24 protein-coding genes and 2 pseudogenes are annotated in these 22046 nt (G+C 68.6%); 9 read left to right on the forward strand and 17 right to left on the reverse strand.

Translation table 11 applies throughout. From position 1 onward, the window contains the following. Positions 1–1320 precede the first annotated feature (1320 nt). The 4 genes and pseudogenes from QZ607_RS18720 to QZ607_RS18735 form a co-directional block, all read left to right on the forward strand. Positions 1321–1620 carry a nucleotidyltransferase family protein gene (locus QZ607_RS18720; protein WP_295885802.1) on the forward strand — a complete coding sequence of 100 codons (300 nt, stop codon included), beginning with the start codon at positions 1321–1323 and terminating at the stop codon, positions 1618–1620. A gap of 65 nt (positions 1621–1685) precedes the next feature. Continuing rightward, positions 1686–1916 carry a type II toxin-antitoxin system Phd/YefM family antitoxin gene (locus tag QZ607_RS18725; protein WP_295885805.1) on the forward strand — a complete coding sequence of 77 codons (231 nt, stop codon included), beginning with the start codon at positions 1686–1688 and terminating at the stop codon, positions 1914–1916. A gap of 1 nt (position 1917) precedes the next feature. After that, positions 1918–2070, forward strand: coding sequence for a PIN domain-containing protein (locus QZ607_RS18730; protein ID WP_295885807.1), 153 nt, complete (start codon positions 1918–1920; stop codon positions 2068–2070). Positions 2071–2085: 15 nt separating this feature from the next. After that, positions 2086–2313, forward strand: a pseudogene (locus tag QZ607_RS18735) (PIN domain-containing protein); the annotation flags it as partial. A 483-nt stretch (positions 2314–2796) separates the two neighbouring features. Here QZ607_RS18735 and QZ607_RS18740 read toward each other — a convergent pair. Both QZ607_RS18740 and QZ607_RS18745 read right to left on the reverse strand, forming a co-directional pair. After that, positions 2797–3783: a DUF4351 domain-containing protein gene (locus tag QZ607_RS18740; RefSeq protein ID WP_295885811.1), complete on the reverse strand. Its 987-nt coding sequence runs from the start codon at positions 3781–3783 to the stop codon at positions 2797–2799. A 191-nt stretch (positions 3784–3974) separates the two neighbouring features. After that, positions 3975–4298: a DUF4351 domain-containing protein gene (locus tag QZ607_RS18745; protein ID WP_295885813.1), complete on the reverse strand. Its 324-nt coding sequence runs from the start codon at positions 4296–4298 to the stop codon at positions 3975–3977. A gap of 271 nt (positions 4299–4569) precedes the next feature. Here QZ607_RS18745 and QZ607_RS18750 point away from each other — a divergent pair, with 271 nt between their 5' ends. Further along, positions 4570–5967, forward strand: a complete 1398-nt coding sequence (locus QZ607_RS18750; protein WP_295885815.1) for an MBL fold metallo-hydrolase — start codon at positions 4570–4572, stop codon at positions 5965–5967. A 169-nt stretch (positions 5968–6136) separates the two neighbouring features. On the opposite strand, the gene QZ607_RS18755 is transcribed toward QZ607_RS18750, so the two are convergent. After that, positions 6137–6388, reverse strand: coding sequence for a DUF29 domain-containing protein (locus QZ607_RS18755; protein WP_295885816.1), 252 nt, complete (start codon positions 6386–6388; stop codon positions 6137–6139). 316 nt (positions 6389–6704) lie between these two features. On the opposite strand from QZ607_RS18755, the gene QZ607_RS18760 reads away from it, so the two are divergent. Further along, positions 6705–7016: a nucleotidyltransferase domain-containing protein gene (locus QZ607_RS18760; protein WP_295885820.1), complete on the forward strand. Its 312-nt coding sequence runs from the start codon at positions 6705–6707 to the stop codon at positions 7014–7016. Positions 7017–7082: 66 nt separating this feature from the next. Here QZ607_RS18760 and QZ607_RS25945 read toward each other — a convergent pair. Both QZ607_RS25945 and ppc read right to left on the reverse strand, forming a co-directional pair. Continuing rightward, positions 7083–7247: pseudogene (locus QZ607_RS25945) on the reverse strand (DUF29 family protein); the annotation flags it as partial. Between the two features lie 168 nt (positions 7248–7415). Continuing rightward, a complete protein-coding gene (ppc, locus tag QZ607_RS18765) occupies positions 7416–10235 on the reverse strand; it encodes a phosphoenolpyruvate carboxylase (RefSeq protein ID WP_295885822.1) in 2820 nt (939 codons plus the stop codon). 753 nt (positions 10236–10988) lie between these two features. Between ppc and QZ607_RS18770 the strand changes: the two genes are divergently transcribed. The 3 genes from QZ607_RS18770 (at position 10989) to QZ607_RS18780 (ending at position 13132) form a co-directional block, all read left to right on the forward strand. Beyond that, the gene (locus tag QZ607_RS18770) at positions 10989–11423 is read left to right on the forward strand and encodes a transposase (protein ID WP_295885913.1); all 435 of its coding nucleotides are present in this window, start codon (positions 10989–10991) and stop codon (positions 11421–11423) included. 541 nt (positions 11424–11964) lie between these two features. After that, positions 11965–12459 (forward strand): hypothetical protein, encoded by a 495-nt coding sequence (locus QZ607_RS18775; RefSeq protein ID WP_295885824.1) that lies wholly within the window; start codon positions 11965–11967, stop codon positions 12457–12459. A 124-nt stretch (positions 12460–12583) separates the two neighbouring features. Beyond that, a complete protein-coding gene (locus tag QZ607_RS18780) occupies positions 12584–13132 on the forward strand; it encodes a zinc ribbon-containing protein (RefSeq protein WP_295885826.1) in 549 nt (182 codons plus the stop codon). A gap of 307 nt (positions 13133–13439) precedes the next feature. Here QZ607_RS18780 and QZ607_RS18785 read toward each other — a convergent pair whose 3' ends face one another. From QZ607_RS18785 to QZ607_RS18840, 12 genes are all read right to left on the reverse strand, one after another. Next, the gene (locus QZ607_RS18785; RefSeq protein WP_295885828.1) at positions 13440–13832 is read right to left on the reverse strand and encodes a gas vesicle protein; all 393 of its coding nucleotides are present in this window, start codon (positions 13830–13832) and stop codon (positions 13440–13442) included. 33 nt (positions 13833–13865) lie between these two features. Then, entirely contained in the window at positions 13866–14231 is a 366-nt protein-coding gene (locus QZ607_RS18790) for a gas vesicle protein K (RefSeq protein WP_295885830.1), read from the reverse strand. Further along, positions 14221–14460, reverse strand: coding sequence for a gas vesicle protein (locus QZ607_RS18795; protein ID WP_295885832.1), 240 nt, complete (start codon positions 14458–14460; stop codon positions 14221–14223). The genes QZ607_RS18790 and QZ607_RS18795 overlap by 11 nt, the downstream gene beginning before the upstream one ends. Next, positions 14457–16469 carry an ArsA family ATPase gene (locus QZ607_RS18800; RefSeq protein ID WP_295885834.1) on the reverse strand — a complete coding sequence of 671 codons (2013 nt, stop codon included), beginning with the start codon at positions 16467–16469 and terminating at the stop codon, positions 14457–14459. The genes QZ607_RS18795 and QZ607_RS18800 overlap by 4 nt, the downstream gene beginning before the upstream one ends. Before the next feature lie 27 nt (positions 16470–16496). Then, a complete protein-coding gene (locus tag QZ607_RS18805; protein ID WP_295885835.1) occupies positions 16497–16901 on the reverse strand; it encodes a gas vesicle protein GvpG in 405 nt (134 codons plus the stop codon). 98 nt (positions 16902–16999) lie between these two features. Beyond that, the gene (locus QZ607_RS18810; protein ID WP_295885837.1) at positions 17000–17800 is read right to left on the reverse strand and encodes a GvpL/GvpF family gas vesicle protein; all 801 of its coding nucleotides are present in this window, start codon (positions 17798–17800) and stop codon (positions 17000–17002) included. 307 nt (positions 17801–18107) lie between these two features. Next, positions 18108–18335, reverse strand: coding sequence for a hypothetical protein (locus QZ607_RS18815; RefSeq protein WP_295885839.1), 228 nt, complete (start codon positions 18333–18335; stop codon positions 18108–18110). Between the two features lie 13 nt (positions 18336–18348). Further along, positions 18349–18771, reverse strand: a complete 423-nt coding sequence (locus QZ607_RS18820) for a hypothetical protein (protein WP_295885841.1) — start codon at positions 18769–18771, stop codon at positions 18349–18351. Continuing rightward, entirely contained in the window at positions 18768–19859 is a 1092-nt protein-coding gene (gene gvpN, locus QZ607_RS18825) for a gas vesicle protein GvpN (RefSeq protein ID WP_295885843.1), read from the reverse strand. Before gvpN ends, QZ607_RS18820 begins: the two co-directional genes overlap by 4 nt. Positions 19860–20232: 373 nt before the next feature. Further along, positions 20233–21090: a hypothetical protein gene (locus tag QZ607_RS18830; RefSeq protein WP_295885846.1), complete on the reverse strand. Its 858-nt coding sequence runs from the start codon at positions 21088–21090 to the stop codon at positions 20233–20235. A 93-nt stretch (positions 21091–21183) separates the two neighbouring features. Beyond that, on the reverse strand, positions 21184–21402 hold the full coding sequence (gvpA, locus tag QZ607_RS18835) for a gas vesicle structural protein GvpA (RefSeq protein ID WP_295540625.1): 219 nt from the start codon (positions 21400–21402) through the stop codon (positions 21184–21186). A 241-nt stretch (positions 21403–21643) separates the two neighbouring features. After that, complete coding sequence (locus QZ607_RS18840) at positions 21644–22024, reverse strand: response regulator (protein WP_295885849.1); 381 nt, start codon at positions 22022–22024, stop codon at positions 21644–21646. Positions 22025–22046: the final 22 nt, after the last annotated feature.

Below are 22046 nucleotides of genomic sequence, written 5' to 3' on the forward strand. Positions count from 1 at the left end.
GTGACTGCCGCGAACAGGCCGCCTCTTCCGGCAAGCCGCTGCCTGTACTGAGGTGACATGGATGGGCATTGCGCGTTAAGCATCTCAACGGAAAGGCTTTTCTGTGCGTCCGCCGGCTTGAGCTCACGCGTCGGCAGTTTTTTACACATTGCTCGTCACGTACTCGTACCCCGAAGATGCAGCGAACCACGTGCAAGGGGGGCCGCCGCTGACCCAGGATGAGCAGACCAGGGTGCGCATGGGGTACAAACCTACGTGTATGCTCGGGGCAATCATACTCGAACGAGTGGGCGTCCTTCCAGGCGCCGTTGTCCCAGGCGCAGTTGTCGCGGGCACGCGGTTTTTGACGACACCTCCGGAGGCGATGCGTGCCGCCTGTCTTCGGGATGGGCGGTTGGGCCGCGTGTTCTGGAGCGGTCTGGACGCACCGGAGCCGTACGAGGGACAGTCCTGCCGCGACCCGGGCCTCGCAGGCGCCTGTCGCGGCCAGAGGCCGCTCCCACAGCGCGCTGGCTCTGTGGGAGGGGCATTCCTGCCGCGACTCGGGCTTCGCACGCGGCTGTCGCGGCCAGAGGCCGCTCCCACAGCGCGCGGGCGCTGTGGGAGCGGCATTCCTGCCGCGACTCGACCTCGCACGCGGCTGTCGCGGCCAGAGGCCGCTCCCACAGCGCACGGGCTCTGTGGGAGCGGCATTCCTGCCGCGACTTCGGCATCGCACGCGGCTGTCGCGGCCAGAGGCCGCTCCCACAGCGCGCGGGCTCTGTGGGAGCGGCATTCCTGCCGCGACTTCGGCATCGCACGCGGCTGTCGCGCGACCTGAGCACAGGATTGGAGACATGCACATCCATCACCACGGCGCCGGCAACGGCGTCACCAGCTCCTGCCACCAACTGACGCTGGATGCCGGCCGCGCGCTGCTCATCGACTGCGGGTTGTTTCAGGGCGACGAGGCGGGGCCGGTCGGCGCGCGCCGGGCAGCTCGAGATCGGCTTTGCGGTGGCGCCCATCACGGCGCTGATTGTCACCAACGTGCACATCGAGCACGTCGAGCGCCTGCCATAGCTGCCGGCGGCCGGCTACCGCGGGCTGATCCTATGCAGCCCGGCGTCGGCGGCGCTGCTGGCGCTGGTGCTGAAGGACCCGCTGGAGATGGGCTTTACGGGCAACGGGCGGCCGATAGAGCAGGTCCTCGCCGTCCACGCCGGCGCTTACTTGACTCGGGCTTCGGCACCCAGCGTGCACGCATGACGCAATGGGGTACACTCGACCCCAGGACGTGTTGCGCTGACGGACATGCCGAGCCGTCGCAGGATCTGCATCATGCTGCATGAGCGTTTCGAGGCGATCCTCGCGGCCCTGAAGTCGGCATGCGTTGAGCACTACGGCGACCGACTGGTCAGCGCCGCCGTGTTCCGGTCGGTGGCGCGCGGCACGATGCGTCCGGATTCTGACATCGACCTGCTGCTGGTGGTGGGCGGTCTCCCGCGGGGCCGGATGCCGCGGGTCGGAACGTTTGACGCGGTCGAGTCCAGGCTCTGCGTACGCACCGCGAAAACGGCGGCCAGATGCTGGTCCCGGTCCTGGCACAGCTTGGCTGTGTACGCCGGACCGCAGTCCTGACACGGCTTGTTCTCCGTGAGACGCCGTTCTATTCTGACCACATCGTCACGCTTCAGGATGCCCTCATGCGCCAAGTGCAGATAGCAGAAGCCAAGGCAGAACTCTCCGGATTGCTCGCCGCCGTCGAAGCGGGCGAGACGGTCGCCATCATGCGCCGCGGCCGAGTCGTTGCCAGATTGGTGCCGGAGGCGCAGATCATGGCGGCGGAGGCCTTCCGGCCGCTGTGGCAAACAGCCGGCGAGATCGACCTGGTCGCGCCTGATGATCGCCCGCCCGAAGCCGCGACCACGCTTTAGTATGCGCTGGCTGCTCGACACCAACATCTTCATCGCTGCCATGAAGGGCGCCGATGCAGTGCGCCCAAGGCTGGAGCAAACGCCGCTGAGTGCCATCGTGCTCTCGCCCGTTGTCTTGGGCGAGCTTGAAGTGGGTGTGGCAAAGAGTGCCTAGCGGGAGCGCAACGCGGCTCGCCTGGCGAAACTGGTCGAGAGGATCGAAGTGGCGCCACTGGACGGCCGGGTCAGCCGAACGTACGCGCAGGTCCGAGCCCACCTGGAGCGCCTCGGTACCCCGATCGGCGCCAATGATTTTTGGATCGCCGCGCAGGGTCTCGCGTTGGGCGCGGTCGTCGTGACGGACAACCTCGCCGAGTTTACGCGCGTCCCGGGCCTGATCACGGAGAATTGGCTGTAACCCCGCCTGCGACCTGGAAGGCCAAGGCCCGAGAGCGCCGCGCGATCACGAGGGGAGCATCCAAGCGCATCCACCACCGCTTCGGCGTCGGCGGCGTCACCGGCTCCTGCCACCAGCTGCCGCTGGACGACTGCCGCGCTGCGCGCATCGAATTGCGGGGACGGTAAACTTAATTGGCCGGTCTGGATGCCGCTTGCGGAGCCGTCCACTCCTTGGAAGACGTGGTGGACTGCGCTTCGCCTGTCCACTCTCCGGGCTGCGGGCCTGCGTTGCATGGGCTTCGGCGTTGTGCTCGGGCTGCGGTGACCACTTTTGAGGTCATTGCGGGCAAGCCTCCCCCTGTATCAGGCTGGTTGTCGCGGCAGGGATGGCGCTCCCAAGTCCGGCCCGTGCTCTGTGGGAGCGGCATCCTTGCCGCGACGCGGACCTCGGCGCTGGCTGTCGCGGCCGGAGGCCGCTCCCACGATCTGGATGATCGGAAGCTCAGTGCTCGTCGAAGACCTCGGCGAGGCTGGCTGCATCGAGCAGGCGCTTGGCCCAGCGCTCAAGCTGGGCGGCGTCGGCCTGCTCCAGGCGCGCGCGGGTGTCCTCGCTGAGCGGGCCGAAGCGTTGGGATAAGAGCATCACAAGCAGGGCGGCCTCGCCTTCTTGCTTGCCTTCCTGCTTGCCTTCCTGCTTGCCAGCGAGTTGGCCTTCCTCCCAGCCGATGCGGCGGCCGATGCGTTCGACACTGGTGATGTAGCGCATTGTCTGGGCTCCTTCGAGGGCTTGGATGTCTTGCCACAGCTGCTGAGCCAGATTCTCCGGCAGGCGCATCATCCAGTCCAGCACCGCGAACAGGTCCAACACGCGCTGGCGTGTCCAGCCGTGGCGATAGAGCAACTGCACCAGCCGGCGCTTGAAGCGGTAGCGGGCGTTAGGGTCCTCGCGCGTGCGGGCAGTGTAGAGATGTGCGGCGGTGACAAGCGCGAAGGGGTTGGAATCACGCTCCAGTTGGTGGAGCCGATCAGTGAAGTCGAGCAGCTTCACGACCGGGAAGCGGAATTGGTGCGTGCAGCCCAGTTGCTCCAGGTCGAAGCCGGCGGGCTTCCACTCGGGGCTCAGGTCGGCGAGGATCGCAAGGCTGGCGATGGGTTGGTCGTAGCGGTCGTAGAGTCGGTAGTTGTAGGTGAACATGCGCTTGGCGAAGTCCGCATCGCGCTGGCCTTGGACTTCGATGTGGATGTAGACCCACTGCTCGGCGCCGTCCCGGCGCGTGACCCGCACCAGGGCATCGGCGTCGCGTTTGCCGAGCTCGGCGTCGCGGACCACCTGACGCAGCTCGGTATCCAGAAAGCTGTGCTCGTGGGTCCAGTCGATGCGGGCATGAGCACCGGGGAAGTAGAACGCCATCAGCTCCGGGAAGGCATGGGCCAGCATGGTCTTCCACGGGTTGTCGTAGTCGTCTGCCGGTGTTTCGGGCTCGGTCATCGGGCTCGATGTCGGACCGTGCTGGGGCGAGAGGCGCACTATCGTACACGCCAATAGGCTCGGCGTCTTGGCAGGGAGGCCGCCGCCACGGCTCGGAACGGGTCGTGGGAGCGGTATTCTTGCCGCGACGCGGGCCTCAGTGCTGGCTGTCGCGGCCGGAGGCCGCTCCCACGATCTGGATGATCGGGAGCTCAGTGCTCGTCGAAGACCTCGGCGAGGCTGGCTGCATCTAGCAGGCGCTTGGCCCAGCGCTCGAGCTGGGCGGCGTCGGCCTGCTCCAGGTGCGCGCGGGTGTCCTCGCTGAGCGGGCCGAAGCGTTGGGATAAGAGCATCGCAAGCAGGGCGACCTCGCCTTCCTGCTTGCCTTCCTGCTTGCCAGCGAGTTGGCCTTCCTCCCAGCCGATGCGACGGCCGATGCGTTCCACACTGGTGATGTAGCGCATTGTCTGGGCTCCTTCGAGGGCTTGAATGTCTTGCCAAAGCTGCTGCTCCAGATTCTCCGGCAGGCGCATCATCCAGTCCAGCACCGCGAACAGGTCCGAATTGCGGGGACGGTAACCTTAATTGGACGGTCTGGATGCCGCTTGCGGAGCCGTCCACTCCTTCGAAGACGTGGTGGACTGCGCTTCGCTTGTCCACCCAACGCTTCGCTTGTCCACTCTCCGGGCTGCGGGCCTGCGTTGTATTGGCTTCGGCGTTGTGCTCGGGCTGCGGTGTACACTTTTGAGGTCATTGCGGGCAACGCTGCCGCTGTCTCAGGTTGTGAGCGGAAGTGGAATTGAGATCATGCAGATTCTCCACCACGGCGCCGTCGACGGCGTCACCGGCTCCTGCCATCAGCTGACGCTGGATGACGGGCGCGCTGTGCTCGTCGACTGCGGGCTGTTTCAGGGTGCCGAAGCCGGGCCGGACGGCGCCCGGGCGGAGCAGTTGGAGATCGGCTTTGCGGTCGAGCCCATCGCGGCGCTGGTGGTGACGCATGTGCACATCGACCATGTGGGCCGATTGCCGTACCTGCTGGCGGCGGGCTACCGGGGGCCCATCCTGTGCAGCCCGGCGTCGGCAGAGCTGCTGCCGTTGGTGCTGGAGGATGCCCTGAAGGTGGGCTTCACGCGCAACCGCCAGCTCATCGAGCAGGTGCTGGAGGTGCTGCGCGCGCGCATCGTTGCCGTGCCCTATGGACAGTGGGTGGACCTGTCGGGCAAGCCGATGCCGGGGGACGGCGGCGATGGGCAGGTGCGGCTGCAGCCGGCGGGGCACATCCTGGGCTCCGCCTATGTGGAGTGCCAGGCCGATGGCCGGCGTGTGGTGTTCTCCGGTGACCTGGGCGCGCCGGACACGCCGCTGCTGCCGGCGCCTGCGTCACCCGAGCGCGCCGACGTGCTGGTGCTGGAGAGCACCTACGGCGACCGCCGTCACGAGGACCGCACCACCCGCACCGAGCGCCTGCGGGAGGTGATGGAGCACGCCCTGCGCGACGGCGGCACGGTGCTGATCCCGGCCTTCAGCATCGGGCGCACCCAGGAGCTGCTGTATGAGCTGGAGGCGCTGTTCCATGCCCACGGCGACGAGGGCGACATGCCCCGCGCGGCCTGGCAACGCCTTCAGGTGGTGCTGGACTCACCCCTGGCGGCGGATTTCACCGCCGGTTACCGGCGGCTGCGCGACCACTGGGACGCGGAGGCCCTGCGGCGCGTGCAGCAGGGCCGCCACCCGCTCGCGTTCGAGCAGCTGGTCACCGTGGACGGCCACGACGACCACCTGCGCATGGTCAACTACCTGGCCCACAGCCGCCAGCCGGCGGTGGTGATCGCCGCCAGCGGCATGTGTGCGGGCGGCCGGGTGGTGAACTACCTGAAGGCCCTGCTCGGCGACCCGCGCCACGATGTGCTCTTCGTCGGCTACCAGGCGGCGGGCACGCCGGGGCGCGACATCCAGCGCTACGGGCCCCGCGGCGGCTATGTGGTTCTGGACGGGGAGCGTTACGACATCCGTGCCCGGGTGCAGACCATCGGCGGCTACTCGGCGCATCACGATCAGCAGCACCTGATGGACTTCGTCACCGGGATTCCGAGCGCGCCCGGGGAGATTCGCCTGGTGCACGGCGACGACGGCGCCAAGGCCGAGCTTGCCTCCAGATTGCGGGCAGCGCTGCCGCAGAGCCGGGTCTTGGTGCCGGGCTGAGCGGGCTGCGCATGCGCTGTGGGAGCGGCATTCCTGCCGCGACTTGATCCTGCTCGCGGCTGTCGCGGCCGGAGGCCGCGCCCACAGCGCGCGGGCTTTGGCCTAATTGCGGGGACGGTATATTGAATTAATCCGCATCGGCCGACCACGTCTGGTGGATGCGCTGCGGTTAGGAATGGTTCAAAAACAACTGAAACGGAGGAGCTGTAGGGTGCGTCAGCTGGTACTCCCACTTCAGCAGATGGCCGAGCAGTATGTTGAGCCGGCTGCCAAGCTCTTGGTGATCGCGACGAGCCAGGTTCTCCAGCTCCTCGGTCAGATGCTCGACATCGATGTCCTGACAGCGACGCGCCTTGGGCAGCTCAGCGGTCTGCCGAGTCCAGGCATGGATATCGTGCTGGTACAGGTTGATCGTGGTCATGTCTGTAGGCGCAAGCTGTAGGGTGCCGATGGGGCGGCGTTGGCGACGACGGCACGTTGCCCCACCACGTCAGCATCGACCACCACCGGATCGGGTTCCGGGCGCTCGGGCGCCCGCGCGGGTCCGACTCTGCTCTGTCGGCTTCGAAATCAGTGATCTCCTCTTCGCCCTACAGTCATTCAGCAAGGGGCAGATGTCTCGCCTACATTGGCACAGAGGGCCGGAGCTGCTCGCCGCGCTCGACCGGACGCTGGCCTATGCGAAGGATCGGATCGGCTTACACGTGGCCGCAGGTCGGCGGTGAGGACTCCTGGCAATGAGACTCGATCCGGCAACGATTGCCCCGGTGTTGCAGGCGGTCCGGGAGAGCTTCGGCGACACTGCCCAGGTCTGGCTGTTCGGCTCCCGCACCGACGACGCCAAGCGCGGCGGGGATATCGACCTCTATATCGAAACCGACTTGGACCGGGATATCGTCACCCGGCGCTCGGACCTGTTGCGGAGGCTGGAGGCGATCTACGGCGAGCAGAAGATCGACCTCGCCATTCGGCCGCGCAGCCGCGCGCCACATCCGCTGCACGAGATTGCGCGTGAGCGGGGCATCCGGCTCAGCGATGCCGCGCGCTGACACCCCGCGCTGATGTGGCAGCGGCATGCCTGCCGCGAGCGCGCGTAGACGCCGAAACGGATCCGGTTACTGGTCAGGCCCTCGCCCGATGCCGGGAAAGTAATCCGGATTAAGCACCTGCTCTGTGGTGTAAGGGCAGATAGCGGGCACCCGGACATCCGCGCGATGCAGATCGAACGTGCGCTGGGCTGCTCTGCGCGCCCGCTGCCATGCCTTGTCGAACAGCTCCGGCGCATGGTGCTTAGGTTTGCTGGATCATCGTGGCACCTTTAAACCGCCCCGCTCGGCTCCGGGGACCTGTTCGGGAACGGCTGCGACGCTGTGTCTCCAGGCTGCACGTCAGCCGATGAGTCCGCCGGTCGGCGAGGCGGGCTGTGGCGGCCGCAGGCCGCTCCCACGTCAGCCGGTGTTGCGCATGCCGGCGGCGACGGCGTTGATGGAGCGCAGCAGCGGGTCCAGCCATTGCTCGCGGCCGTCGTCATCGCCGCTGCTGCGGTAGCGCTGCAGCAGCGCGATCTGCACGTGATTCAGCGGGTCCAGGTAGGTGTTGCGGCGCGCGAGCGAGAGCTGCAGATCCGGCGTTTCCTCCATCAGCCCATGCAGGCCCGCGATGTTCAGCACCTGGGTGCGGGTGCGCTCGTACTCGGCGGCGATGAGGCCGTAGATGCGCGCGGCGCGGTCCTTGTCGGTGGCGAGCTGGGTGTAGCTGGCGGCGATGTGCATCTCCGCCTTGAACAGCGACATCTGGGTGTTGCTCAGGATAGCGCGGAAAAAGGGCCACTCCTCGTACATCTTCTGGAGCTTGGCAAGGCGCTCCACGTCGCCGGCGCGCCAGCGCTCGATGGCGCTGCCGATGCCGTACCAGGCGGGCAGGGTGTGGCGTGACTGCGCCCAGCCGAACACCCAGGGGATGGCGCGGATGGAGTTGAGCGAGCGGTCCGCCTTCTTGCGATGCGAGGGCCGTGAGCCGATGTTGAGCAGCGCAATGGCGTCCACCGGCGCCACCTCGTAGAAATAGTCGAGCAGGCCCTCGGCGTCCACCAGGCTGCGGTAGGCCTCCTCGCCGTAGCGCGCCAGCTCCGCCATGATGCCCAGGAAGTCCTTGCGCGGCTTCGGCGGCGGCTCGATGACACAGCGGCTGGCCTTGATGAGGCCGCTGATGCCCATGGTGAGCTCGTAGAGGGCGGTCTCGGGGTTGGCGTAGCGGTAGGACAGCACCTCGCCCTGCTCGGTGAACTTGATCTGCCCGTGCACCGTGTCGTCCGGCTGCGACAGGATGGCCTCGTGGGTGGGGCCGCCGCCGCGGCCGATGGTGCCGCCGCGGCCATGGAAGAGCCGGCAGTGCACGCCGCGCCCTTCCGCCAGGGCCACGATCTTCTCCTGCGCCTCGTACAGGTTCCAGGCCGACGACAGGATGCCGCCGTCCTTGCAGGAGTCCGAGTAGCCGAGCATCACCTCCTGCAGGTTGCCTGACGCCTTGAGCAGCGCGGCATAGGTGGCGTTGTCGAACAGCGCCGACATCACGGTGTCGATGCGCTCCAGGTCGTCGATGGTCTCGAACAGGGGGGCGATGCGGATGTCGCAGAACCAGCCCTGGGGCGTCTTGCCGGCGAGCCCCGCCAGGCGGGCCAGCAGCATCACCTCCATCACATGGCTGGCGTGATGGGTCATGGAGATGACATAGGACCCGAACACGTGCTGGCTGATCTCGGCGCGCATGCGCGCCATGACCTCGAACACCTCCAGCGTCTCCCGCGTCTCCGGGGTCAGCGTGCCCTTGTCGATGAGGAAGGGATAGGGGTGCGCGATGGCCTCGGCCAGGGCCTGGAGCTTCTGCTGCTCGGAATAGGACTCGTAGAAGGGCGCCCCCGGCTGGCGGGCGAACAGCTCGGTGACGGCTGCCGTGTGCCGGGTGGACTCCTGGCGCACGTCGAGCTGCACCAGGTGGAAGCCGAAGCTCTCCACCAGCCGGATCAGGTCCGCCAGCGGGCCGTCGCCGGCATTGGCATCGCCGTGGCTCTCCAAGGAGTCGCGGATCAGGTACAGGTCCGCCAGCAGGGCGTCGGCGTCGTCGTAGCCCTTCACCGTGTCCGTCGGCGCCTCCGGGTGCTCGATGCGCGCCTGCACCCGCGCCAGGTTGGTCTCCAGCCGGTGGCGGACGATGGCGAGCTTGCGTCGATAGGGCTCGTGGTAATAGCGCCGCGGGGTCTGGCCCATGGCGCCGAGCCAGTAGTCCTCGTCCTCGTCCAGGCTGTCCAGGAAGGCCTGGGACGGCTGCACCAGGGTGCTGGAGTGGCTCAGGATGCGGGTGAGTGCCTTGACCCGGCGGATGTACTCCGTCAGCGCCTCCTCGCAGTGCATGCGCACGGCGAGCGCCGTGGTGTCCGGCTTCACGAAGGGGTTGCCGTCGCGGTCGCCGCCGATCCAGGAGCCGAAGGCCACGAAGCTCGGCACCCGAATACCGGAGTCCGGCCCGTAGGCGCGGCGCACGGACTTCTCCAGGTTCTGGTAGATGCGCGGCAGGGTCTCGAACAGGGAGGCATGAAAGAAATACAGCCCCTGGCGGACCTCGTCCGTCACCTGCGGCTTGTGCACCCGCACCTCGTCCGTCTTCCAGAGGATCTGGATCTCGCGCAGGATCTCCGCCATGCGGTCCTGCTCTTCCTCGGCGTTCAGCACCGAGCGCCGCCAGTCCAGCATCAGCAGAAAGATGCGCCGCTGCGTCTCCAGCGTGGTGCGCCGCTTGGCCTCGGTCGGGTGTGCCGTGAACACCGGCAGGTAGAGCAGCCGGTCCAGCAGCGCCTGGAAGCGCTCGGCGCTCACGCCCTCTTCGGCGAATTGCCGCAGGGTGTGGTCGAAGGAGCCCCGCCACAGCCGCCCGCCGGCGCTGATGCGGGCGCGCCGCGCAAGGAAGCTCTGCACCTCTTCGGCGATGTGCGCGAGCGAGAAATAAATGGTGTAGGCGCGGATCACGTCGGAGAGCGTCTGCGGATCGAGCTGGTCGATGCGCTTCATAAGCTTCGCTCGCAGCTCCGGGTCGTCCTGCTCGCGCAGGGTCAGAAAGCCGTCGCGCAGGCGCTCCACCACCACCAGCACACGCTTGCGGCTGTGCTCGCGCAGCACCTCGCCCAGCAGATTGGCAAACAGCGTGATGTCCTGCTCCGCATTGGGGGCGGACACGTCGAGGCGCTCGGAGGGGTCGGCGGCGAGATCGGTCATGGTGCGGGTACTGCGGCGGGGGCCGAGCGGCGGCGCAGACGCGCTGCTCAGCGGGATGGGACCGCCAGTCTAACCCGGCACCCGAGGTGGGCAAAGGGCGGCGGCGCGTCGTGGGAGCGGCATTCCTGCCGCGACCCGCTCTCGCACACACCCGTCGCGGCCAGAGGCCGCTCCCACAGCGCGCACTGGCTCTGTGGGAGCGCCATTCCTGCCGCGACCCGCTCTCGCACACACCCGTCGCGGCCAGAGGCCGCTCCCACAGCGCACTGGCTCTGTGGGAGCGGCATTCCTGCCGCGACCCGGCCCCACACACACCCGTCGCGGCCAGAGGCCGCTCCCACAGCGCACTGGCTCTGTGGGAGCGGCATTCCTGCCGCGAACCGGCCTCGCAGGCACCCGTCGCAGCCGCAGGCCGCTCCCACAGCGCACTGGCTCTGTGGGAGCGGCATTCCTGCCGCGACCCGGGCGCCGCACACACCCGTCGCGGCCAGAGGCCGCTCCCACAGCGTGCTGGCTCTGTGGGAGCGGCATTCCTGCCGCGACCCGGCCCCGCAGGCAGCCGTCGCGGCCGGAGGCCGCTCCCACAGCGCACTGGCTCTGTGGGAGCGGCATTCCTGCCGCGACCCAGGCCCCCGCCGACAGTCAGATCGCCGTGCATGGCTGCCGTACACAGGCTATCCTTGCCCCACATCGTGCTCGCATTGAAGGATCGACAAACTGGACCGCACTGCGCATGACCCGCACAGCCGCGCCCTGCGCAAGGGGCGCTGCTCCGAATCCGGGCGCATCTATCATCTGCGCACGTCCACCGCGCGACGTGAGCCCTTGGTCGCAGATCTCTTCCTCGGCCGGGAAGTGGTAGCCGCTTTGCGGCATCAGCATCAGCAGGGCGCGGTGTTGAGCCTCGCCTTCGTCGTGATGCCGGATCATCTGCACTGGCTGGTACAGCTGCGCGGAGACACGTCGCTGGATCGGCTGATGCGGGCTGTGAAGGGCTTCAGCGCCCATTGCATCAACGAGCGCCTGCAACGCCGCGGCGCCGTGTGGCAGGAGGGCTACTTCGACCGAGCCCTGCGCGCAGAAGACGATGTTCGGGCCATCGCGCGATACATCGTTGCCAACCCGCTGCGGGCGGAGCTGTGCGGTGACATCGGCGCGTATCCGCTGTGGGATGCGATTTGGGTGTGAGTGGACTCTGTGGGAGCGGCATTCCTGGCGCGACCCGCTCTCGCACACACCCGTCGCGGCCAGAGGCCGCTCCCACAGCGGGCGCTGACTCTGTGGGAGCGGCATTCCTGCCGCGATCCCGGCCCCGCATACGGCCGTCGCGGCCATAGGCCGCTCCCACAGCGCGCTGGCTCTGTGGGAGCGGCATTCCTGCCGCGAACCGGCCCCGCACACACCCGTCGCGGCCATAGGCCGCTCCCACAGCGCGCTGGCTCTGTGGGAGCGGCATTCCTGCCGCGACTCGGGCGCCGCAGATGGCCGTCGCAGCCGCAGGCCGCTCCCACAGCGCCGGCTGTCGCAGTCTGCGCGCCGCTCCGCCAATGGCCATTGGCGGTTTCAATCCGCGGGGACTTATGTTACGAATTCGTGACATACCCAAGTCCGCCGCTCAGGCTCTCCACGCAGCGGCCGGCAACCTGCTCGCGACGGAGGCCCGCCGATGCTGCTCCCCCGCCCATCCGACCGCCACCCGGGCTCATTTGGCCGCCACCGCCCATGGCCCATGCTCATGTTGCTGGCAGCCGCGGTGGCGCCACAGACGCAGGCCGCAGACGCCGCTTCAGCGGCGCCCACGCTGACGCCCACACAGGCGCCGGTCGCGCCGACGGAGCCCGCGGCCTGCGGGACGCCCTTCTCCGCCGCCGCCACCACCGCTGCGCCGCAGGAGCTGCTGCAACTCGCCGCGCGCTGCCGGGACCCGGCCGTCGCGGCACTGCTCCAGCACCGCGCCGAGCATGCCGAGCAGCTGCGGCAACTTGAGCTCATGTCCAGGCTGATCCGCCACGGTGGCAACAACGACCGGGTCCGGCTCACCCAATGTCGGCTCTACACGGGGCTCGCCGAATCCTTCGCCGCGCGCATGCACCGCGAAGACCCGGCGGCGCTCGCAGACCTGCTCGCGCAGCTCAACCTCGCCTACGAGCAGGCCATCCACATCGCCGAGCGCGCCATCGCAGGGCGCGAGCGCATCGTCGGCCTGCCCACGGCACCGCCCTGATGCCAGCCAACGCCGGCGGACACGCGCGATTGCCTGCGGGCGCTTGCCATTTCCGCCCCATCGCGCAGACTTGGAGTCAGGTTCTCCCGGATTCTGTGGGGGCCGCCAACCGACGGAGTGCGCGATGAACGACAGCAACCAGGGCCATGACCGAGACCGCACCACCGACCACCTGGTGGATGCCTACGATGAGATGCTCAAGCGCACGCGCGAGGGCATCGAGCAAGCTCAGGAGTCCGCCCCCAAGCTCCGCCACATGCTGGAGCAGGTCCGCGACAACATGGTGGAGCTGGGCGAGCTCACCCGCGAGGAGGCAGCCAAGATCACCGACTATGTGGAGCGCGACATCGAAGATGCCGCCCATTGGCTGGCGGACACGGGCGAGGATCTGCGCGAATGGTGGCGCTTCGACTTGGAGCTCATCGAGCAGCGCATGCTCGACGCCTTCACCAGCGTTGCCGACCAGACGAGCCTGCAGCTCAAGCAATGGGCGGAGCGCGCGCGCCAGGCGAGCCTCTACCAGGCAGGCCAGATCACGGGCCCGGGCACGCTCATCTGCGACAAGTGCGGCGCCGAGACCAACTTCACCCGCACCGGGCGCATCCCGCCCTGCGCCGAGTGCGGCAATCTCACCTTCCGCCGGCCGCAGCCAGAGGACAAGGCGTCCGACTGACGGCCGCAGCCGCACAGGGACTGTTCTCGTGCAGCGCGCGAGAAACACGATGCCGTGCGATCACTTGCCGGCGGCGTACTGAAGTCCACCTGCCCCAGGATGCCGACTGACGTCGGCGTACCCTGGGCGGCCTCGACACGTCCGCATCGGAGCATCAGGGCATGGTCTAAGGTCGCGGCGCTGATGACCCCTGCGGCGCCGCAGCCGACATCCCCTGGATGTGGATCACCCCGAGCCTGACCGCTCAGCCAGAGGGGTTAAGTATACCGTCGCCATTTTTTGGGGAGTTAAGTATACCGTCCCCGTTTTAGTTGACTGCGGTGGGTGGGCGCTCTGCGAGCAGGGCCTCAATGCGCGCGAGGCGCTCCTCCAGTGCCGGGGTGTCGCTGGGCTGCGTCGGCTGGGGCTGGTCGGCGCGCTCCGGAGCGGGGGCGTCGGCCGCCGCCGCCGGGGGTCTGCCGCGGGCACTGGTGTCGAAGGCGGGATTGCCGCGCCACCAGTCGAGGCCCATCTCCACCGCCTTGTCCACGGAGCAAATCAGCAGGCGGATCTCCAGCGACAGCAGCTCCACCTCCACGAGCTTGACGCGGATGTCGCCGGCGACGACGACGCCCTTGTCGAGCACGCGCTCAAGCAGGTCCGCGACCGTGGTGCTGCTGGTGGAATGGGACGGGCTTCTTTGGTTGACGGTGACGGCCATGGGGGCTCTCCGGGTGACCGGCCGCGGGCGGCTTTAGAGCAGCCGGCCCAGGGGGCCGAGGTCGATGTTCAGGTCTTCGTCCGCGAGGCCGAAGACCTCTTGGACGCGCTTCAGCTCCTCGGCCTGGCGCATCAGGGTGGTGCCGAGGCGCTCGATCTCCTCATCACTCAGGCTGCCTGAGTCCATGCGGGCGATGGCCTGGCGCTCCAGCAGCTCATGCAGCAGTTTCACCAAAGTCAGCACGAGCTGTGCCAGGCCGTTGCGCACGCGCTCGCCGTCGATATCCACCCGGGCACCGGGTGCCGTTGCGGCGGCCGGCGGGCGCCCCGGCAGGCCATCCGCCGGTCGGGCGGCGTCGGCGGTGGCCCGCGGGTCGAGGTACCGAATGTCATTGCTCATGATTCGCCATCTCCCGCTGCATTTGGTCCTGCAGGCGCCGCCCGGTCTCCACCGAGGTCACCAGGGCCTGCAGACTGAGATAGACAAGGTCCACGTCGGCGACGCTGATGGTGATCTCCGCCGCCACCACGGCCCCCTTGTTGAGCACCCGGTCCAGCGCCTCGCACAGCGAGATGTGCTGGCTCTCGGGGCAGGCCTCCGGCGCAGCCGTCGCGGTGTCGTGACTCATCGGCCAAGCTCCAGGGTCCGTTGCCCGTAGAAGGCCGCGCCCAGGGCCGCCAGGTCATCCAGGCCCGCGGGCTCGTGCTGGCGATAGACCAGGGTGCGGTGCATGGGTGCGAAGCGCGCCGCGGCCGCCACCTGCTCGGACTCCCGCCGGCGCAGCGCGCTGCAGAGCGCGCAGCGGCAGTCCGCAGGGCCGGGCGGCGTCAGCTGATTCAGGGCCAGCACCGGGGCGGCGATGGACAGGTCCGCGAGCGCCGCCGTCAGGTCCCCGGTCTCGGCAAGCCCCAGCGCCGTGGCCACGCTGACCACCTGCACCCGGGTGCGATGGGGGTCCGCCAGCAGCGCCCGCAGCCGCTTGGTGGCGCGGGACAGGGCCACCAGCTGCTCGGAGAGCCGCGGCAGGCGCAGGATGTCGCGATACTTGAGCAACAGCTGGAAAAAGAGCTTGAGCCAGTCGCCGATGAGCTCCGGCAGCTCCAGCAGGCGCAGCAGATGGCCGCTGGGGGCGGCGTCGAGCACGATCAGGTCGTAGCGGTCGGCGTCCAGGTGGTCGATGGCGGTGGTGAGCGCCATCACCTCGTCCAGGCCCGGCGGGGCCAGGTCCAGCAGCCGCTCCATCACCTGGCGGTCGAAGGTGATGTCCAGACTGCCCAGGTGATTCATCAGGAGCCGCTCCAGCTCGTCACGGTAGGCGGCGCGGATGGCGGCGAAGGCGCCTTCGGCGTCCACCTCCTGGGCCTCCAGGCCCGGGCGCACCAGGGTCGGCTCGCTGCCCACCGGGCGGCCGAGGGCATCCGCCAGGGAATGGGCCGGGTCGGTGGAGAAGAGCAGCAGCCGTTGTGCCGGGCGCACGCGGTTCAGGTGCAGGGCCGTGGCGCAGGCGAGCGTGGACTTGCCCACGCCCCCCTTGCCGGCGAAGACCAGGAGCCGCAGCCCGGGGGGCGGCAGCGGTGCCGCATGCGCCACCTGCACCGGCAGCGTCCACGGCGCTGTTGCCGCCGCCGACGCGGCTGCGGGGCGTGCGGCCTCGGGCACCGTTGTGGCCTGCTCGAAGAGCCCGGCAAGGTCCGCGCCGCGGGGCTCGTCCGCCAGCAGCGGCAGCCCCAGCAGTCGGGCGTCGGGCGCCAGCGCCCGCAGCGGCGCGAGCGCTGCGATCTGACGCTCGCGCTCGGCGGCGCACACCGGGCACAGGTCGTGCGCCGCTGCCTCAGGGCCGTCCCCGGCGGCGTGCTCGCAGGGGGAAGCGGGCACCAGGCGGTTCACCACCAGGTCGGACACCGGGATGGCCTGCGCGCCGAGCAGGCCAAGCAGATCCTGGGTCTCGGCAACGCTCATGCGCTCGGCCAAGGTCACGGGCACGAAGCGGCAGCGCTCGGCGTCGGTGAGACGCTCCACCAGGGTCCCGCGCGAGCGGTCCAGGCGGGCGAGGAAGTCATCGAGATGGTCGGGGCGGGCATCCCCACCAAAGCGCCGGCGCAGGTAGCGGTGCTTGGCGAGCAGGGCATCCAGCGCATCCAGCCAGCGCCGCACCAGCCCGGGCATGGCGAGCAGCCGCAGGGCGTGGCCGGTGGGCGCCGTGTCCACGACGATGCAGGCGTAGCGGGCCTGCTCGATCCAATCCGCCAGCTCCAGATAGGCGGCCAGCTCGTCCAGCCCGGGCAGCGCGACCTCCAGCAGCGCATCGATGTCGTCGTTGTCGAGCAGGGTGCCGCGCTGCGAGATCTCGCGCAGCAGTGCGCGGTGCCGCTCGCGGAACGCCCTGAGGGAGGCATCGGCGTCCAGCTGCAGCACCTCCAGGTTGCCGGGGGCGTGCAGGCTAGCCAGTGCGTCGCTCACGGAATGGGCAGGATCCGTGGACAGCAGCAGGATCGGCTCGTCGGGCCGACGGCGCGCGATGGCGAACGCGGCGGCACAGGCACAGCTGGTCTTGCCGACGCCGCCCTTGCCACCGAAGAACAGCAGCATCAGCCCGGCAGCCTCCAGGAAGCCGGGCACAGGGGCGGGGGTGGACATGATGTCACCGGCTGGACAGCTGCGCGCTCAGTGCCGCTCGGACTCCAGGACCCGCCGGGCGTCGGCGTCGGCATGCGCCTGGGTGCCGGCGTCGGCATCGGCGTCGGCATCGGCGAGGAGCCAGCGGCGGCTGCCGGCGTCGTCGCCGGCCTCGTCGGCCGCTTCTTCCGCGTCGGCGTCCTCCGCGTCGTCCTCGTCCCCCAGCCCCTGTGCTTCCAGCTCGTCGAGCCGGTCCAGCAGCGCGGACTCGCGCCGGTCGAACTCGGCGTCGTCAATCTGCTCCGTCTCGAGCATCATGTAGAGGTCCGTCAGCTCGTTGCGGATGCGCTCCGCCTCGCCTTCGAGCTCGTCCACGGCGGTGTTGTGGATCTCTTCGAAGACCCAGAGCAGCCCTTTGTACGGGGACAGCAGAATGTCGTCGATCAGCAGCATGCGCGTCTCCTCAGCGGGGCCGCCCGGCCCGCCGCATGCGCTCGCACGCGGCGGTGTCTGCCGGGGCCGCCCGGGTGTATCTGGGCTTTGGTGTGGTGTCAGCCGGCCTCTTCCTCGGCCGCTGCGGTTGCCGGTGTCTTCAGATCCAGCTCGACGAAGTTGTGCGGCGCCCAGGGGCCGTTGTAGTCGAACAGATAGTCGTTGTTGAACAGTTTGGAGGCCTCGAACACGCCCCGCTCGAACTCGGCCTGGGCGTCCCGCTCGATGAGACAGGCCAGATTCATGACCTCCTTCTCCTTCTTGGTGGGGTTGGACATCACCTCTTCGCAGTGATTGCGCATCACCTCCATGACCTGCTCCGTGTACTGCTCCCGGGCCTCGTTCACCAGCCGGTCGAACAGGCGGCCGACCTCGATCTTCTCGTCGCGCGGCGCGTTGTCGCCGAGGGCCAGGAGCCGATCGCGCGCCTCCTGAAGCAGCGGGTGCATGCCGACGAAGTACTCGTAGATGTTGGCCACGTCCCAGGATACGCGCAGACCCATTTCGATACGGTGACGCACGCGGTAGAGCTGCTCGGTGATGGCCTCGTTGTTGACCCGCAGCAGGTCGCGCACCGCCTCGGCATTGGCGGCCACCACGCCGAACCGCATGGGCAGCACCGAGCCCACCTCCAGCAGGTGCGCGAGCACGGCGCGGTGGGCCATCAGATTGCGCCGCTCGGGCCGGACCTTTGGGCTGTGGATGTCGCTGACCACCGCCGAGACATCGCCGGTGCTGATGCTGTAGACGGTATTGCCGCCGATTCCCTGGACCTTGTAGATCTGCTCGTCGCTGCCCTCGCCGAAGTCCGTGAGGGCATAGATGAGCTTGCCGCGGGAGCTGTTGGTTGTGCGGGGCATGGGACTCTCCTTCAGTGCGTCGGCGCCGGCCGGCGGAACGGACGGCGCTGCGCCACGGGCATGGTTTGGCTTATGTCTGTACAGGTCTCTGGGCCGGTCTCTGTGCCCATCTCCGGACCCCATTGCTGGGCCGGTGTCTGAGACCATCTCTGAGCCCGTCTCTGGGCGTATCTCTGGGCGCATCTCTGGGCGCATCTCTGGGCGTATCCCCGGGCCCATCGCTGGGCCCACTTCTAAGCCCTTCTCTGGGCGGACATCTGGGCCGGCATCTGGGCCGGCCTGCTGCCGGCGCCGACGGCAGCGGGTGTCAGTCCGCCAGCACGCGCAACGCATGCCGCAGCCGGCGTGTGCGCAGCTGCAGGCGGCGGCGCACGGCCGGTGCCGCGGCGGCATGCAGACGCCGCTGCCGCCGCTGCTCGGCGAGCATGCGGGCGCCGGCCGCATGCCGGCGGCGATCCCGCCCGGTGACCGTGAGCAGCGCATCGGCGCCTTTGACGTGCAGGCGGGTGCGCAGGTGTTGTTGTGTCAGAATCATGCTGGGCCTCCCCTCAGTAGCGGATGCGCAGTCCGCTGCGTGGACTGGGCTCGCTGGGTTTGGCCCGTGCCACACCGCCACGCAGGGTGTCCGTGGCCCCCCCCACGGAGCCCTGCGGCGCGGTGCGGCGACGGGTTTGTTGCGCCGTGGCGGGCACAGCGGCGCCGTCCTCCTTGCGGGCGCGCTCGGACTGGGTGACTTCCACCTCGCCACGCAGCCGTGCCATTTCGGCGTCGATCTCGCCGATACGGCGGTCGATCTCCGCGATGCGGCGCATCGCGGCTTCGCGCTCCTGGCTGCGGCGCAGCCGCTCCAGCTCCAGGGCGCCCATCTCGAAGTAGTTGGTGTAGCCCCGCTGCGCTGCATCGCTGCTCTTGCCCGCGAGGGTGCGGATGTCCGTCAGGCTGCGCGCCGGGCGATTGCTCTTGGTGCTCATCGTGGGTTCTCCGCGGCCTCTTGCGTCCCGAGGTTCTCGATTCCGGCCAGCTTCGGCGTGGTCGGCTTGCCCTCACCGCCGGCGGTCAGGGCAGACGCCGGCATCGCCTTGGGCGTGCCTGCGCTGCGCGGTCGCGGCCGCTCGGCGCTGCTGGGCGGACACACCTGACGGATGATGCCGTCGATGAGCTCTTGGTAGACGGAGCGGCCGTCATGGCGCACCTTGGCGGTCTCCATGCTCAGCACGTCGTAGCAGATGTGATGGAAGAGCATGTCCCCGGCGCGGGCCTTGCCGGTGCCGTTGGCGAGCACCTTGGCGATGGCGATGCCGGCCCTGAGCGTGGGCTGGGACTTGTTCTCGTTGTTGCCGCGCAGTTCCCGCACGATGTCCACGATGTAACCGGCCTCGCGCTCGTCCAGACCCGACTTGGCCTTGGTGATGGCAAGCTCCGTGTTGCGGTCCGGCGGGTTCAGCCGGATGGTGATCATGCGGTCGAGCAGCGCGTCCTGGGTCTTGTGGGTGCCCGCGTACTCCTCCGGGTTGGAGGTGAAGATGGCGCGGAAGCTCTCGGCCACGTCCAGATAGCCCTCGCCCGCCGTACGCAGACCCGGAAGGTTCAGGATGCCTTCGGAGAGCACCGACAGCAGCACATTGTTGGCCTCGGGCCGGGAGCGGTTGAATTCGTCGTAGATCAGGGTGTCGCCGTTGCGGCAGGCGGTGGTGAGGCGGTCGTCCACCCAGACCTGGCGCATCTCCTCTTCGGTGCGCAGCACCGAGTGGATGTAGTTATCCACCACTTTGCTGCGGCGGTAACCGGCGTCGTTGGTGCCGATGAGGTCAGACACCTCGAACTCGTCGTTGCCGTGGATCAGTGTCACAGGCTGGCCCCAGAGCGCCGCCAGGTGAAACGCGAGCGTGGTCTTGCCGGTGCCGGACGGCCCGGCAAGGTGCACGGGATAGCCGGCGCGCAGATAAGACAGCGCGCGCTCGGCGACGGTGGCGATGTAGCTTGTGGTGACGAAGGAATCGCTCGCCTCGGGGACGACGCTGTCGCCGGCGGCGGCGGCGTTGCTGTCGGTGGCGGTCATGGATGGGTCCTCGCGTGTGCGTGCCCCCTGCGCGCTGAGGCGCGGGCTGGGCATGGGCCGGGCATGTACTCGGGTTGTTGTCTGTGCTCGCAGCGCGGCATCTGTTATGGCTGGCGTCGGTGCATCGCAGCGCCCCCGAGGCACGGGCTGTGGTCAGAACCGGTGGCGTGGGCTGAGCCCATGCTCCGGTCAAAAAGCCGGGCCGTGACCCTCCGATCGCGGCCCGTGGGGCGCTGTGCGGCGCGTCTGGCGCCGGGGGAGATGGCGCGCGACGCCGATGCTGTCCGTCACATCAGTCCGCGGCGTCCTGCCCGCGCCGATGAAATGCCCGTGCTCCGGAAACCCCCGAAGCGAACGCGCTGCTTGCCAGCCGTCAGGTCTCCGCTTTGTTGCCTTGCTTCTTGGCTGCGCGCTTGCCGCCTTTGTCGCCGTCCATGTCCTTGTCCATGGCAGGCGTCATACCGACGGCGGCGTTGCCACCGCTGTCGGCATCGGCCGCCTTGGCGACGGGGGGCGGCTGCTGCTCGGCAGGCCTGGCCGCGGCGGGCTGCGTCTTCGGGGCGGGCTGGCTCGGCTTCGGCTTCGCGGCCGGCTTGGGCGCCACCCGCATACCGCCGTCGAACAGCGCCCGAATGCCCGCAAGGTCCGCGGACACATCGCTTTGCAGCGTGCGCACCTGGGAGCTGATGTCGGCGATGAAGTCGCGCCGGGCATCGGCGTCCGCTTCGGTCTGCTCCGCGTGGGTCTTGCGGAACTCGCCGAGCATGTTCGCCACCTCGTGCGCCTTGTCGGCGACGAAGCCCAAGCGCACCCGCGCCTCCTGCTCGGAGGCCGCCGCAAACTCGTCGCGGAAGGCCGCCATCTGCTCTTGGAAGTCCCCCAGCTTGGCGCGGATGTCCTGGACGCGGTCCGCCACCTCGTGCTGACGCGCCGCGGCGTCGGCCCGGGCCGTCTCCATGCGGTCGTCGTGGACACGCTCCATCATTGCCCCCACCTCCCTGGTGAGGTCCTGCACGCCCTGCACGATGTTGCCGATGAAGGCACCGCGTGCGGCCTGGTCCTGGCCGAACTGGACCTGCCGGGCTGACGCGAAGCCGCCGATCATGTCGGCAACGCCGCGGCCGAGCTCGGCCATCTCGTCGGCTCGTGCCTGACCTGCGGCACGCCGGGCCTCGTGGCCACGGTCCATGTCCCCGCGCAGACGCGTCATATCGTCTAGAATTTTCCCCATCGTCTGCCCTCCTGCGCTGTGAAGAAGCCCCTGCGCCGCCGGAGTCAGCGGCGGCGCAGGGGCCGCCTGGGAGCCTCAAGCTCCGGAACTGCCTCAGGCAGGAGCCGCGGCGCTGGAGGTCAGACCGATGGCCTCGGCATACTTGAGGTACGTCTCGACGGAGGCCACCACCACGCGGGCCTCAACCGAGAGCAGCTCGATGCCGACCAGGGAGACCTTCGCCCACGCATCGATCACGATGCCCTTGTCGAGCACGCGGTCAACGACTTCGGCCAGGCTTGAGGAATCGGTCGAGTTTGCGACTTTTGCCATGTTTAAGCTCCTTACGCTGTGTGTTTGCGTTTCAAGTTAGGACGGTGCTGCCAGCACCGTCACCCGTATAGAAGCAAAGGGGATGCCAAGCTCGCTGACGCCGACCGCGGCCAAGGAAGGCCCTTTATTCCGTCCATCGGGGGAAGAATTGTCGTGGACATAGGTGTTTTCCCCAGCAGGGTACCCCAAAGATAGGTCTCGGCGTCCATGGAAAGATTTCCATAAGTATGGAAATGCATCCCTACTCCGTCACCTGCGGTGAGATGCAGCGCAGAATCTCGGCATGGGTGAAAGGCTTGGAGATGAAGCCGTCGATGTGTCCTGCCGCCAGCGCCCGGGCGATGTCCGGGTCATCGCGGTAGAAATAGGCAGAGATGAGCAGCACCACCGCACCGGGGTTGCGGGTACGCGCCTCCGCGGCGAGGGCGAGCCCGTCCCAGTCCTGAAGCTTGGCGTCCAGCAGGATGTGCGTGAAGGCCTTGCGCCCCAGCGCTGCCAGCGCCTCGGCCCCGCTCTGCACCGCGCAGGCGGGGTAGCCCTTGGTGTGGAACAGCCAGGACAGCGCCCAGCACACCTCGGGCTCGTCGTCCACCACCAGAATCTCCGGCGTTGTCCTCGCCATGACCGACCTCGACCTCACCTGC

Origin of the sequence: uncultured Thiohalocapsa sp. (assembly GCF_913063425.1) — a bacterium.
Lineage (GTDB): Bacteria > Pseudomonadota > Gammaproteobacteria > Chromatiales > Chromatiaceae > Thiohalocapsa.

Coding starts and splice junctions, on each gene's coding strand:
- QZ607_RS18805 (WP_295885835.1), bottom strand. CDS start 16,901: ATGCTGCTGATCGACGACATTCTGCTGTCCCCGTACAAAGGGCTGCTC.
- QZ607_RS18760 (WP_295885820.1), top strand. CDS start 6,705: ATGAGACTCGATCCGGCAACGATTGCCCCGGTGTTGCAGGCGGTCCGG.
- QZ607_RS18745 (WP_295885813.1), bottom strand. CDS start 4,298: ATGATGCGCCTGCCGGAGAATCTGGAGCAGCAGCTTTGGCAAGACATT.
- QZ607_RS18725 (WP_295885805.1), top strand. CDS start 1,686: ATGCGCCAAGTGCAGATAGCAGAAGCCAAGGCAGAACTCTCCGGATTG.
- QZ607_RS18775 (WP_295885824.1), top strand. CDS start 11,965: ATGCTCATGTTGCTGGCAGCCGCGGTGGCGCCACAGACGCAGGCCGCA.
- QZ607_RS18720 (WP_295885802.1), top strand. CDS start 1,321: ATGCTGCATGAGCGTTTCGAGGCGATCCTCGCGGCCCTGAAGTCGGCA.
- ppc (WP_295885822.1), bottom strand. CDS start 10,235: ATGACCGATCTCGCCGCCGACCCCTCCGAGCGCCTCGACGTGTCCGCC.
- QZ607_RS18750 (WP_295885815.1), top strand. CDS start 4,570: ATGCAGATTCTCCACCACGGCGCCGTCGACGGCGTCACCGGCTCCTGC.
- gvpA (WP_295540625.1), bottom strand. CDS start 21,402: ATGGCAAAAGTCGCAAACTCGACCGATTCCTCAAGCCTGGCCGAAGTC.
- QZ607_RS18785 (WP_295885828.1), bottom strand. CDS start 13,832: ATGGCCGTCACCGTCAACCAAAGAAGCCCGTCCCATTCCACCAGCAGC.
- gvpN (WP_295885843.1), bottom strand. CDS start 19,859: ATGACCGCCACCGACAGCAACGCCGCCGCCGCCGGCGACAGCGTCGTC.
- QZ607_RS18780 (WP_295885826.1), top strand. CDS start 12,584: ATGAACGACAGCAACCAGGGCCATGACCGAGACCGCACCACCGACCAC.
- QZ607_RS18840 (WP_295885849.1), bottom strand. CDS start 22,024: ATGGCGAGGACAACGCCGGAGATTCTGGTGGTGGACGACGAGCCCGAG.
- QZ607_RS18755 (WP_295885816.1), bottom strand. CDS start 6,388: ATGACCACGATCAACCTGTACCAGCACGATATCCATGCCTGGACTCGG.
- QZ607_RS18830 (WP_295885846.1), bottom strand. CDS start 21,090: ATGGGGAAAATTCTAGACGATATGACGCGTCTGCGCGGGGACATGGAC.
- QZ607_RS18790 (WP_295885830.1), bottom strand. CDS start 14,231: ATGAGCAATGACATTCGGTACCTCGACCCGCGGGCCACCGCCGACGCC.
- QZ607_RS18815 (WP_295885839.1), bottom strand. CDS start 18,335: ATGATTCTGACACAACAACACCTGCGCACCCGCCTGCACGTCAAAGGC.
- QZ607_RS18730 (WP_295885807.1), top strand. CDS start 1,918: ATGCGCTGGCTGCTCGACACCAACATCTTCATCGCTGCCATGAAGGGC.
- QZ607_RS18810 (WP_295885837.1), bottom strand. CDS start 17,800: ATGCCCCGCACAACCAACAGCTCCCGCGGCAAGCTCATCTATGCCCTC.
- QZ607_RS18820 (WP_295885841.1), bottom strand. CDS start 18,771: ATGAGCACCAAGAGCAATCGCCCGGCGCGCAGCCTGACGGACATCCGC.
- QZ607_RS18740 (WP_295885811.1), bottom strand. CDS start 3,783: ATGACCGAGCCCGAAACACCGGCAGACGACTACGACAACCCGTGGAAG.
- QZ607_RS18795 (WP_295885832.1), bottom strand. CDS start 14,460: ATGAGTCACGACACCGCGACGGCTGCGCCGGAGGCCTGCCCCGAGAGC.
- QZ607_RS18800 (WP_295885834.1), bottom strand. CDS start 16,469: ATGTCCACCCCCGCCCCTGTGCCCGGCTTCCTGGAGGCTGCCGGGCTG.